Annotated in this window: 10 protein-coding genes; 9 read left to right on the top strand and 1 reads right to left on the bottom strand. The window is 33.9% G+C overall.

Features of this window, described 5'->3' with window-relative positions; translation table 11 throughout:
* Positions 1-51: 51 nt before the first annotated feature.
* The gene (locus tag COJ46_RS08620; RefSeq protein WP_098565826.1) at positions 52-963 is read right to left on the bottom strand and encodes a Gfo/Idh/MocA family protein; all 912 of its coding nucleotides are present in this window, start codon (positions 961-963) and stop codon (positions 52-54) included.
* A gap of 449 nt (positions 964-1,412) precedes the next feature.
* On the opposite strand from COJ46_RS08620, the gene COJ46_RS08615 reads away from it, so the two are divergent.
* From COJ46_RS08615 to xylA, 9 genes are all read left to right on the top strand, one after another.
* Complete coding sequence (locus COJ46_RS08615) at positions 1,413-3,095, top strand: long-chain fatty acid--CoA ligase (RefSeq protein WP_098565825.1); 1,683 nt, start codon at positions 1,413-1,415, stop codon at positions 3,093-3,095.
* 333 nt (positions 3,096-3,428) lie between these two features.
* On the top strand, positions 3,429-5,105 hold the full coding sequence (locus COJ46_RS08610; RefSeq protein WP_098565846.1) for a sensor histidine kinase: 1,677 nt from the start codon (positions 3,429-3,431) through the stop codon (positions 5,103-5,105).
* 1 nt (position 5,106) lies between these two features.
* Complete coding sequence (locus COJ46_RS08605) at positions 5,107-5,901, top strand: response regulator transcription factor (RefSeq protein WP_097976486.1); 795 nt, start codon at positions 5,107-5,109, stop codon at positions 5,899-5,901.
* A gap of 94 nt (positions 5,902-5,995) precedes the next feature.
* Entirely contained in the window at positions 5,996-7,303 is a 1,308-nt protein-coding gene (locus COJ46_RS08600; protein WP_097976487.1) for an extracellular solute-binding protein, read from the top strand.
* Positions 7,304-7,388: 85 nt separating this feature from the next.
* On the top strand, positions 7,389-8,264 hold the full coding sequence (locus COJ46_RS08595; protein WP_097976489.1) for a carbohydrate ABC transporter permease: 876 nt from the start codon (positions 7,389-7,391) through the stop codon (positions 8,262-8,264).
* A gap of 102 nt (positions 8,265-8,366) precedes the next feature.
* The gene (locus tag COJ46_RS08590) at positions 8,367-9,182 is read left to right on the top strand and encodes a carbohydrate ABC transporter permease (protein WP_286133568.1); all 816 of its coding nucleotides are present in this window, start codon (positions 8,367-8,369) and stop codon (positions 9,180-9,182) included.
* A 46-nt stretch (positions 9,183-9,228) separates the two neighbouring features.
* Complete coding sequence (locus COJ46_RS08585; protein ID WP_097976490.1) at positions 9,229-9,864, top strand: YesL family protein; 636 nt, start codon at positions 9,229-9,231, stop codon at positions 9,862-9,864.
* A 32-nt stretch (positions 9,865-9,896) separates the two neighbouring features.
* Positions 9,897-10,868 carry an aldose 1-epimerase gene (locus tag COJ46_RS08580; protein ID WP_097976492.1) on the top strand — a complete coding sequence of 324 codons (972 nt, stop codon included), beginning with the start codon at positions 9,897-9,899 and terminating at the stop codon, positions 10,866-10,868.
* A gap of 33 nt (positions 10,869-10,901) precedes the next feature.
* Positions 10,902-12,236 carry a xylose isomerase gene (gene xylA / locus COJ46_RS08575; RefSeq protein ID WP_098565824.1) on the top strand — a complete coding sequence of 445 codons (1,335 nt, stop codon included), beginning with the start codon at positions 10,902-10,904 and terminating at the stop codon, positions 12,234-12,236.
* Positions 12,237-12,285: the final 49 nt, after the last annotated feature.

Raw genomic sequence — 12,285 nt, 5'->3', positions numbered from 1 at the left:
AAATATAACCCGAATAATAGACTGGAAAGGTCTACTATTCGGGTTTTTTATTCAATTTTCATTGGAATCAATATATTGAACGATTCTTTCGCAAATTTCATGGGTGATTATGGAATCACTTATTGAAGGGTCTGGGGTTTTATTCTGTTCTATACAGTCAAGAAAGTGATCAACAATTTGGTAAAACCCACGTTTGTATAATGTTGGTTCCCAATCACCAAATTTTGTAATATTGATTTCTTTATTATGATAATGGGTTGTTTCGGCTAAACTACTCACTACATATTTATTTTGTGGTGTCATATATTCAATAATTTCTTCCGTTACACCATTGTTTCTGTTCATTATTCCAATTGCCGTGCATCCCTCACCTATAAGTTGAATGATTAGGTGATCGAGCATATTATCTTTTTTTAAGAAATTGACTTTTAGATCAACTACATTAGTGGACATTAAATACCTAAGTGTATCCACCACATGAATAAAATCCTCTACAACAAATCTTCTAGTATATTCAGGAAAGTTAAATCTATTTTTTTGCATGATTATTAAGCTATCCTTGCCATGCATGGTAAGCTCTTTTACTCTAGGGATAAATCGTCTATTGAATCCAACCATCACTATTTTTCCTTGTTCGTTGGCTAGATTTACAATTTGTTCAGTCTCTTTGAAATTCATTGAAATAGGTTTATCAATATAAACATTTATACCATATAATAATAACTTTTTCGTTATCATATAATGAGCTTCCGTGGCAGTACTAACAAATGCTGCATCAATATTCTTTTCTAACAATTCATCTACTGTATTAACCGTTTCATTGATTCGATATTTGTTTGATAAATGGTCTAGTGTCTCATTACTTCTTGTACATAGCACCAACTCGATCTTTTCTTTTTCAGAAAGAACAGGTAGATAGGCCTTCGCAGCTATATCTCCTAAACCGATTATTCCAATTCTCATCTACTAACACCTCACTTGTTCTTAATTGAAACATAGAAAAGCCGTAAAGTAAGTAATTGTATGTAATTTTACTTAAAAAATTTTCGCTACTCAAAACAAATACCTAGGTTAAATCAAACAGTTTTTTAAATTTTCAAAAAACTATTTATTCATTTAAGCTTTTCCATTATAATAAGGTCTAAAGTTGATTGTATAATGATTTACTATTCCATTTTTCCTTTCCACACTAAACTTAGCAATTGCCCCATTTTGCAATTTACTTTCAATTAATTTCAAAGATACTATTTTAAACGAATAATTTGTAAGTGTTTTCTGGTAGAGAGATATTCATTAATTAGGCAATGTATATGAATAATTGCCCTAAATTTTTTATGCTTTCATACATACAAGAACGAGCAGTCAGTATTAAAACTTAATATAAAAAAGGTTCATAAGCGGAGGGGAAAATTATGAGTACTTCACATTTTGCGTATTGGCCAAAAAGGGTTTCTAAATCTTTAACTTTACCTGAGACAACCCTTTATGATAATTTAGTCGTTTCGGCAAAAAGGTATCCAAATAAAACTGCAATCGAGTATTATGGCGCTTCAAAAACGTACAAGCAGCTTCTTGAAGAGGTTGATCATTTGGCAGGTTATCTTGAGCATAGGTTAGAAATATCCCCTGGTGAACGTGTAATGCTTTATATGCAAAACTCACCCCAATATGTTATCGCCTTTTATGCAATATTAAGAGTAAGAGGAATTGTAGTACCAATTAACCCGATGAACACCACAGATGAACTTGAATTTTACATAAATGATTGTGAAATTAAAACCGCAATCATTGGCCAAGAACTATCCCCTCAAATTGAACCTTTACAAGCTACAACTGGATTAGAGAATTTAGTAGTTGCAGTATACTCTGAATACTTACCAACCATTCCTTTAGTTTCCGATTTAACGGCTGAAATAACTGAATCAAAGAAAATCTATCCAAACGAAAATTTATTTTATTGGGAGGATGTAATACAAACACAGCTCACCCCATCACTATATGAAGGTAACTCAGATGATGTTGCGGTCCTTCCATATACTTCAGGAACAACCGGTTTACCAAAAGGCTGTATTCACACACATAAAACGGTACAAGCAAATGTAGTAGGATCTGCCGTTTGGATGAATATTTCTGCAAATGCCGTTAGCTTTTCAACTTTACCCCTATTCCATGTAACAGGAATGGTTCATGGCATGCATACACCGATTCTTACTGGTTCAAGTATGGTATTGCTAACAAGATGGAATCGAAACCATGCATGCAAACTGATTAAAAACTATCAATGTACCCATTGGGTAAATATTAGTACAATGCTAATCGACTTTTTAGCAAATCCAATTTTAAATACAGATGACATCATGTCTCTTGTAAATATTGCAGGAGGTGGGGCTCCTCTTCCAGAAGCAGTAGGAGAGCAACTATTCCAATTAACAGGATTAAAGTTCGTAGAAGGGTATGGATTATCCGAAACAATTGCTCAAACACATTTTAATCCGCCAGATCGACCAAAACTACAATGTCTTGGAATTCCATCATTTGACGTAGACGCCAGAATTATCGATCCGGTAACAATGAAACAGTTAGGTGTTGGTGAAGTTGGTGAGATTGTTGTAAATGGACCACAAGTATTTAAAGGCTACTTTAACAGACAAGAAGAAACAAATGACGCCTTTATTGATATAAACGGAAAACGATTTTTCCGTACAGGAGATATTGGTCGGTTTGATGATGAAGGATACTATTTTATCGTTGATCGTGTTAAAAGGATGATTAACGCGTCAGGCTTTAAAGTTTGGCCAACCGAAGTGGAAAACCTACTCTATAAACATCCGGCCATTCAACAAGCTTGTGTTGTTAGTAAGCCTGATGAAAAAAGGGGCGAAACTGTAAAGGCATATGTGATCCTGAATCCGATTTATTTAGGCAAAGTAAGTGAGGATGACATTATCGATTGGTCAAAAGAGCATATGGCTAACTATAAATATCCGAGATACGTCGAATTTATTGATAAATTACCAACTACTGCAAGTGGGAAAATTTTATGGAGAACTCTTCAGGAAGCAGAATGGAGTAAAGTTGAACAAGTTAATGAGTGAGAAAAGTCAAAAGTTCAGGGAAGGGGTAAATAAATAGTAACTAAATGAAAAGGGGAGCCTCGACATCATATGTTTAGGTTCCTCTTTTTTGTGTTGATTTTTTATTTAAACTAATTACAATTATCCCAATATTGCCCTTAAACTACCTGGTAGTTATTACTAGATAGTTGTTTTTAATATTCAGACTAATACTAAATATAGTATGATAAATTTTAAAGAAAGCCCTTACACTAACTTACTACTGAAAAGGTGATTACAATCGTCAAATTTAGATTACGGTTAAGAAAATTAAACACTTTACGAAATCAAATATTGGGTGTCTTCTTGATTGTTATGGTGATTGTTTTATCCATTGTATCCATTATGGTATATAACCAAGTTGGAACTTTAATGAAAGATACAACAGAAAAGCAAATCAAACAAACGGCTATTGAAGCAAATGGAAGAATGGAAACCTTGTATAAGCAAATTGACACTTTATCAAATCAATTAATGACCAACGAGACGGTTCAACAAATATTACTCGGATTGAAAAACGGAGAAAGTGTTGATTTTGCAAAAAGACAATCACTAATTAGAGTCATAAATAACTTTTTAGCTTACTCAAATGGAATCTCTTCTTTTGAGCTATATTCTTCAGAGGGTAATCGTATTTTTCCATTCGGTGATAAAAATTTATCTAGTGTAATCGATGAAAAATGGGTAAAGGAAGCAGAAGCCGAGAAAGGAAGGTTAGTGTGGGTAGGGAAAGATCCTAAAAATAGTAACTATTCTTATGCAATAAGAAGGGTTAGTTTAATGGATCGTTGGTTTTCAAATGGAGGATATTTAGTCGTAAGAATTCTTAATAGTTATTTTCAGGTTGAAGAAAGTAATTTATCTCCTGGAGAGAAGGACTATATGATGCTGCTTGATAGGGATTTAACTCCGATAACGGATAACTACGGCATTGATATTCAAAAGTTTTTATTAGAAGGATACGAATCGATAAAAGTAAATAAAAAACAATATATGATTGTTACGCAACCATCTACAAAAACGGGCTGGACACTTGTTATTTTAAAACCTACAAGCTTTTTAAATGAGCGGGTAACACCGGTAAGAAAAGCGACCCTATTATCTGGTGCGATTGGATTGATCATTTTTGTTATATCATCAATTATTCTAGCAACAATGATCACAAGACCGATAAAGAAACTTACAATTACAATGAAGAACGCGAAAATGGACGAGTTGAAAATTAACAAGGAAAGCGCAGCTTCATTAGAAATTATTGAATTAAATAGAACGTATAACCAGATGGTAGAAAATACTAATCATTTAATACAGGTCGTTTATGAAAAAGAATTACTTCGTAGTCAAACGGAGTTGAAGGCACTACAAGCCCAAATCGATCCGCACTTCCTTTATAATACGCTAAATGCACTTTACTGGTCTTTAGATGATCGAGGTGAGGAGGACTTAGCAGAAATAGTGATTGCAATGTCGGGATTATTTCGCTATACAATCGGCAATGCAAACAGTAGTGAATGGGTAACTATGCAAGCTGCTCTCGACCAAATTGAACGATATTTACAGATTATGAAAATGAGATTAGGAGAACGGTTGTTTTGGGAGATATCTGTTGAGCCAAATCTATTGGCTATTAAAATACCTAAACTGCTAATCCAACCTTTAGTTGAGAATGCCATTATGCATGGTATTGAAAGTAGTCGAGAACAAGGGATTGTTTTAGTGAAGATTAAAAGGATTAATGACTCATCTAATTTATTAGTGACTGTTAAGGACAATGGACCGGGGATTAATAGAGAAGCCCTTAATGCCCTTAATCTAGCAATTAAAAATGATAATATATCATCCTTTAAAGGGATGGGAATGGCGCTTACGAATGTAAATAAAAGAATCAAATTATATTACGAAGGATATGATTTAGGTGGCCTTCGTTTAGAAAGTGAGATCGGTAAAGGTACAACTGTATTATTCGAAGTTCCAGACAAAGGTGGAGAATAATTTGGATACAAAAACGATTCTAATTGTTGATGATGAACAAGCGACTAGACAAGGATTTAAAAAAACATTAGAGAAATGGTCAAACGGTAAATTTGAAATACTTAGTGCGGCAAATGGTCAAGAAACAGTTGAACAGATGAGCAGAACAAAAATTCATCTATTAGTAACTGATATTTGTATGCCTGAAATGAGTGGTTTAGAGCTTTTAAAAAACCTAAAGGATAAAGGACATAAGTTTGTTTCAATTATTATTTCTGGACACCCTGACTTTGAATATGCCCAGGAGGCTATTCGTCTAGGTGTTGTAAATTACTTATTAAAACCAGTAAGTAAACAAAAATTAATTGAAGCTATTGAGCAAGCGCTTGAAAAGGAAGCAAATATTGAACGGATTGAATATATGGAAAAAGTGACTGATCAGAAATTATTAAAACTAGATCAAGTTACTAACCGCTCTAACTCAATTAACGGAGCAAAGACCTTTATTAATGAAAATATAAGCAATCAAATTTCTTTAAAGGATGTAGCAGAAGCGGTACATCTAAATGCGAGCTATTTTAGTGTGTTATTTAAAGAGCAAGTGGGGTTAACATTTAGTGAGTATTTGACTAGAAAGAGATTACAAATTGCAAAAAATCGTCTACTGACAACAGATTTGCAAATTGAAGAAATTGCACTAGAAGTAGGCTATCAGACAGCTAAATATTTCATTAAGATCTTTAAGGATTACGAGGGTATTACCCCTAGTAAATTTAGAAAAGTGTCGGAACTTGATGATTCACTAATCCAAAAATAGTGGAATTTTATCCAATCGTGGTTACCTTACCGCGTTTTTTTTTTAGTGCTAGAATTTACTTGTAACGAAAAATTCAAAAAAATGGGGGTTAGACATGTTTAAGAAAGCGTCTTCATTAATGTTAGCACTAGTTCTTATTCTAATGGTTGCTTTAACTGGCTGTGGTAAATCTAATAACGCGTCAACTGAAAGCGATTCCAAAAAAGTGATCAAGTTTATGCATCTTTGGCCAGCTGGAAGTTCTAAGCAACAAAACTTAATTGTATCAGACATTATTAAACAATATGAGGCTGAACATAAGGATGTAAAAATCGAAGTAGAAGTTCTTGAAAATGAGCAATACAAGAATAAGATTAAAGTTCTTTCTTCTTCTAACGAACTTCCTGATGTTGGGTTTACATGGGCAGCAGGATATATGAAACCATTTGTAAAAGGTGGACTTTTTGCTGATTTAGATGATGTGTTAAATAACGGATTAAAAGATTCTTTTGTAAGCGGAACAACAGAAGCATATGCAATCGATGGAAAAACATATGGATTACCTCTAGAACTAAACATCGCTCCAATTTATTACAATAAATCAATTTTTGAAAAATATAACCTTAAAGTACCACAAACTTATAGTGAATTCCAAAACGTTGTTAAAACACTTGCTAAAAATGGAGTTGCTCCAATCGCTTTAGGAAATAAAGATCGTTGGACAGGTTCACTTTGGTATATGTATTTGGCAGACAGAATTGGTGGAGCTGATGTACTTAATAAAGCAATTAACCGTACAGGAACATTCGAAGATCCTGCACTTGTATCAGCGGCATCAGAGGTTCAAAACCTAGTTAAAGAAAATGCATTTAATAAAGGATTTAATGGATTATCGAATGATGAGGGTAAATCTGAATTCTTAAATGGAAATGCAGCTATGTATTTAATGGGAACATGGGAGCTTCCAAACTTTACGACAAACGAAGAAATTCCAAAAGATTTCCGTGACAATGTAGGTTTCTTTAAATTCCCTACTTATGAAGGTGGAAAAGGAAATATTAACAGCTGGGTTGGTGGCCCAGGAGTAGGTTTATTCGTAGCAGAGCATTCAAAAGTGAAAGCTGAAGCTAAAGACTTTGTTAAATTCTTTGTAGAGAAGTGGGGAGAGCAATCTGTTGAAAAAGCGGGTGTAATTCCAGCGACTAAGGTTGATACTTCAAAAGTAAATTTACCACCATTATATATTGATGTGTTAAATGAATTAAATAAAGCTAGCAACTTAACATTATTTGCTGACGTTCAAATGAGTGCTTCTGTAGCAGAAACTCACTTAAACTTAATCCAATCTTTATTTGGAAATGAAGTAAAACCAAAAGACTTTGCTAAACAACATGAAGAAGCTTTAAAGGCAGAAGATAAATAAATTCTGATGTACTAAAGAAAAGGGCATATGGATTCATTATAATATGCCCTTGATTTTTAAACATAGGGGAAGGAGTTGAATCGAAGTGAATAAAGCTATGTCAAATAAAAAAATAATCGCCTTGTATATTACACCAGCTCTTTTTCTGATCCTTGCTTTGATTTACGTTCCAATCGTACAAACTGGATACTTTGGCTTAATGAAATGGAATGGAATTGGGGAAAAGGAGTTCATAGGTTTAAAGAATTATTCCCACTTATTACATGATCCTCTATTTTGGAAAAGTGCTTTCCACTCCTTTTTATTAGCAATATTTTCGGCAGTTAGTTTAATTGGTTACTTGTTCATCTCATTTATACTAGCAGGAAAAATTAAAGGTGCAGACCTTCTTAGAAAAATATATCTTATTCCAATGCTGCTTGCTTCTGTTGCAATTGCTCAGCTTTGGCTTAAAATTTATCACCCTACTAACGGTATTCTAAATAGCTTACTTGTTTCTCTAGGAGTTCATAATCCACCAGCCTGGTTAGCCGAAACAAACTTAGCATTATATGCGATTATTATTCCAATTATTTGGCAGTACGCCGGTTTTTATATTTTGATTTACTATGCAGCACTTAAAAATATACCAGACTCTCTAATCGAGGCTGCAAGAATCGATGGGGCAACGCCGCTTCAAATCGCATTAAAAATAAAATTACCATTAATCATGAATGTTGTGAAAGTAACGATTGTTCTTGCCGTCGTTGGTTCACTTAAATACTTTGATTTAATTTATGTTATGACAGGTGGGGGTCCTAATGGTTCAAGTGAAGTAATGGCTTCCTATATGTATCAAAAAGCATTCAAAGGTTTTGATTTTGGATATGCAAGTGCAATTGGATTTTTCTTATTAGTTATTTGTTTAGTAGTTACTTGGATTATTCGTAAGTTTACTGAATCAAATAATGACATTTACTAAAAGAAAGGGGGATTTTAAGTGGATACGGTAAGAGCTACAGGATCTCAAGCCATTGTAACTGAAAAGAAAACTGACCGTAGCAAGAATAGTGTTTTTAGTAAAATTGCTTACGGATTTATGTATCTTTTCCTTATAATTGTAGCGATTTTTCAATTATTTCCGATCATATGGCTATTTCTTTTTTCATTAAAAAATAACCAAGAAGTTTTCAATATGTCACCTTTTTCTTTACCTGAAAGCCCAAAGTGGGAGAATTATACGAAAGTTTGGACTGAGGGAAACATTAGTCAATATTTTTTTAACAGTGTAACTTATACAATCGCTGCCGTTATTTTAACGGTTGTATTAGCAAGTATGGTAACCTTCGCAATTACAAGAATGAATTGGAGAGCAAGTAAATGGGTATTGGGATTATTTATGGTAGGTTTAATGATTCCAGTCCATTCTACATTGATTCCTTTATTTAATACTTTTACAAAAATAAATTTAATTGATAATCCACTCTCGGTAATCCTTACGTACACAGCTTTTAACTTGCCAATTACGATCATGATTTTAATTGGTTTTTATGAAGCTCTACCTAGAGAGGTAGAAGAAGCAGCGATTATGGACGGGGCATCAATTAACCATATCTTTTTTAAGATTACTTTACCAATGACATCGCCAGTAATTGCTACAGCGGCAATTATTAATATGATTTACAACTGGAATGAGTTTGTCTTCGTTAATACATTTATTAGTTCAGATCAGTTTAAAACACTCACGGTTGGTATTCAAAATTTTATTGGGCAGTATACGACTGATTGGGGAGCAATTGGAGCTACGTTAGTTATTAGTATTCTACCAATCCTAATTGCCTTCCTTATATTAAGTAATCGAATTGTAGAAGGAATTGCTTCTGGGTCAGTAAAAGGTTAAATACATTAGATAAGCTTTAGATGAATTTGTAAAGGAGGGTGATTAAATGATATTCGGAAAAACGATGGGTAAATTGTTTACGCTATGTGAGTGGGTTATGAAATTAGCATATGTCAATCTACTATGGTTCCTCTTTACAATTGCAGGACTAGTCATATTTGGTTTTTTCCCTGCTACAGTAGCCCTTTTTACAATTGTTCGTAAATGGATAGGAAAAGAAACAGATCTTTCGATTTGGAGAACATTTCTAACTGTTTTCCTGAAGGAATTTAAACGTTCCAATAAACTTGGTTTTGTATTCATTTGTAGTGGCATCTTCCTAGCGTTTGATGCATTTTACATTCGAACGATTGAAGGGATGCTCCAATTTATTTTAATCATTCCTTTATTAATCATTGCGGTAGTTTATTTAATGGTTTTCCTTTATATTTTCCCACTATATGTACATTACGAATTTAAACTAAAAGACTATTTTAAAAATGCATTCTTTTTAAGTGTTTTTCATTTTCACATTACTTTACTAATGCTAGTTAGTCTAATCGCTATACTATTTCTGTTCCTGTATCAGCCAGGGCTAATTCCATTCTTTAGTGTCGTGTCAATTGCTTGGATTTTCATGTTCTGTGGTATGTATAGCTTTAATCGAATAGACCAAAGACAAGGTAAGATTAGTAAAGTCTAAGTGTAGAAATTATGACAGAACGGGGAATCTAGATGAATACTTATGCTGAGGAAATCTCTTTTTTAAATGAACCAGCGATTAAAGCAAGTAATAGTGAATTGGAGATTATCATTATTCCCGGATGGGGGTCAAACTTGATTTCCATGGTTCATAAAAAATCAAATACTGAGCTTTTAAGGGTGCCTAACTCAACCGAGGAGTATTTGAATAACCCAGTTCTTTACGGTACCCCAATCCTGTTCCCTCCAAATCGTATCGATCAAGGTAAGTTTCGATTTGGCAAAAGAACGTATCAATTTGAAATTAATGAAATGGACAAGCAGAACCACATTCATGGTTTTGTTCACACAAGGGAGTGGAATATCTCGAGTGTAGAAGTTAATGAGCAAACGGTGAAAATTATTACTGAGTTTGATTCAAGTAAGCACGAAGATGTAATGGCTCAATTCCCGCATCACTTTGTAATTAGGATGAGCTTTATTCTAAATGATAACTTATTCGCTAAAAGAGCAGAAATTATTAATAAAAGTAATGAAGTATTACCGTTTGGCTTTGGATATCATACTAGTTTCGTATTCCCAGAAGAAACTTCAATCTTCAAGCTTCCAGTCGATAAACGTTGGAAACTAAATGATCGATTTTTACCAACGGGGGAATTAGAAGATATTGAGTACAAATATGAGTTGAGTGAAGGAATGAGCCTGTTCGGGCTAGAGTTAGATGATGTTTTTCTATCTAACCCCAATAACAGTAGTCTACAGACGGCACAAATAACGAACAAATCAACAGGAATTGAGATTAATTATACCGTTGACCAAAGTTTTAAGCATTGGGTTGTTTATAACAAAGATGGGAGAAGCGGCTTTTTATGCCCCGAGCCCTACACGTGGGTAACTAACGCTCCTAATCTTGAAGTAAGTGGAGAACTGACTGGCTTACAAGGAATTGAGCCAGATGATATGAAAGTATTGCGCACTTGGATTGTCATTTCACATAAGTCATAAAATACAAAACTACTATTTTAGGAGGAATTAAACATGAGTTACTTTACTAATATTAACAAAATTAAATTCGAAGGTCCTAAATCAAAAAATCCATTTTCATTTAAATATTATGATCCTCAAAGAATAATTAATGGCCAAAAAATGGAGGATTTACTTCGTTTTTCAGTTGCTTACTGGCATACATTTACTGCAGATGGTTCAGATCCATTTGGAGCAGGTACAATGCAACGTCCTTGGAACCACTTAACGGGAATGGATCTTGCAAAAGCACGTGTAGAAGCATCATTTGAGTTCTATGAAAAGTTGGATGTTCCTTTCTTCTGTTTCCATGATTCAGATGTTGCCCCTGAAGGAAATACATTAGGTGAAACGTATAAAAACTTAGATGTCATTGTAGAAATGATAAAAGAATATATGAAAACAAGTAAAACAAAATTGCTTTGGAATACGGCAAATATGTTTACTCACCCTCGCTATGTAAATGGAGCTGCTACTTCTAATAACGCGGACGTATTTGCATATTCAGCTGCAAAAGTGAAAAAAGGATTAGAAATTGCAAAAGAGCTTGGTGCAATTAACTATGTATTCTGGGGTGGGCGTGAAGGTTATGACACGCTAATGAATACAGATATGAAGCTTGAACAAGACAATCTTGCGCGTTTCTTCCATATGGCTGTATATTACGCAAAAGAAATCGGATTCGATGGTCAGTTCTTAATCGAACCAAAACCAAAAGAACCAACGAAGCATCAATATGACTTTGATGTGGCAACTGGACTAGCGTTCTTACAAGCAAATGGTTTAGAGAAACAGTTTAAATTCAACATTGAAGCGAATCATGCAACACTTGCTGGTCATACATTTGAGCATGAATTACGCGTTGCTCGAATTAATGGAATGCTTGGTTCAGTTGATGCAAACCAAGGTGATAAGTTAATTGGTTGGGATACAGATGAGTTCCCTACAGATCTTTACTCTACTACATTAGCAATGTATGAAATCTTAAAAAATGGTGGCTTAGGAAAAGGCGGCCTGAACTTTGATGCAAAAGTAAGAAGGGGATCATTTGATGTAGAAGATTTATTCCATGCACATATAGCTGGAATGGATAGCTTTGCAATTGGCACATTAGTAGCTAATAAACTAATTGAAGATAAAGTATTTGAAAGCTTTATTGAAGATCGTTATAGCAGCTTCACTTATGGTATTGGTAAAGAAATCGTAGAGAATAAAGCAAGTTTCCATACACTTGAAGCATATGCATTAAATTTAGGTGATATCCAAAATAAATCAGGTCGTGAAGAACGTCTTAAATCAGTGCTAAACCAATATTTATTAGAAGCGATTGCTGAATTCGCAACAGTTTAAAAATCTTTTGACCATTAAATGTGCTGGAAAACTCATTATTTCCAGCACA

Source organism: Bacillus sp. AFS077874, from assembly GCF_002566505.1.
Lineage (GTDB): Bacteria > Bacillota > Bacilli > Bacillales > Bacillaceae_G > Gottfriedia.
The sequence above is the reverse complement of the archived record's forward strand: the minus strand, read 5'-3'. Positions and strand labels throughout refer to the sequence as shown.

What these genes read in the sequence shown, in the direction of transcription:
- COJ46_RS08620 (WP_098565826.1), bottom strand. Translation starts at nt 963, where the DNA reads ATGAGAATTGGAATAATCGGTTTAGGAGATATAGCTGCGAAGGCCTAT.
- COJ46_RS08615 (WP_098565825.1), top strand. Translation starts at nt 1,413, where the DNA reads ATGAGTACTTCACATTTTGCGTATTGGCCAAAAAGGGTTTCTAAATCT.
- COJ46_RS08610 (WP_098565846.1), top strand. Translation starts at nt 3,429, where the DNA reads ATGGTGATTGTTTTATCCATTGTATCCATTATGGTATATAACCAAGTT.
- COJ46_RS08600 (WP_097976487.1), top strand. Translation starts at nt 5,996, where the DNA reads ATGTTTAAGAAAGCGTCTTCATTAATGTTAGCACTAGTTCTTATTCTA.
- COJ46_RS08585 (WP_097976490.1), top strand. Translation starts at nt 9,229, where the DNA reads ATGATATTCGGAAAAACGATGGGTAAATTGTTTACGCTATGTGAGTGG.
- COJ46_RS08580 (WP_097976492.1), top strand. Translation starts at nt 9,897, where the DNA reads ATGAATACTTATGCTGAGGAAATCTCTTTTTTAAATGAACCAGCGATT.
- xylA (WP_098565824.1), top strand. Translation starts at nt 10,902, where the DNA reads ATGAGTTACTTTACTAATATTAACAAAATTAAATTCGAAGGTCCTAAA.